At 59.5% G+C, this 294-nt stretch carries 1 protein-coding gene; it reads left to right on the forward strand.

The genetic code is table 11. The features are described from left to right. A partial coding sequence (locus SB764_RS39295; protein WP_410866648.1) for a DUF2345 domain-containing protein occupies positions 1–294 on the forward strand: 294 nt, incomplete at both ends.

A 294-nucleotide genomic window follows, 5' to 3' on the forward strand; every position in this document is an offset into this window, starting at 1 on the left:
CTGACATCGGTCTCACGGCGGGCACCGGCAAGGTGAAGATCGAGTCGCAGCGCAATGAACTGAGCCTCATCGCGCAGCAGGTTCTGAACATCATCAGCACGATGGATGCCATCAACCTGACGGCCAAAAAGGAAATCGTGCTGCATGCCGGTCGCACACGCATTGTCATCAACGACCAAGGCTACTTCGTCTACACCGATGGCAACCACCTCGTGCATGCGGGCAGTCATGCGACCGAGGGGCCGCAGGCGATGCCGCTGACGTTCCCGCAACGCACCTTCAGCAATCCGTGTG

The organism is Paraburkholderia sp. SIMBA_027 (assembly GCF_046535315.1).
GTDB lineage: Bacteria > Pseudomonadota > Gammaproteobacteria > Burkholderiales > Burkholderiaceae > Paraburkholderia > Paraburkholderia tropica.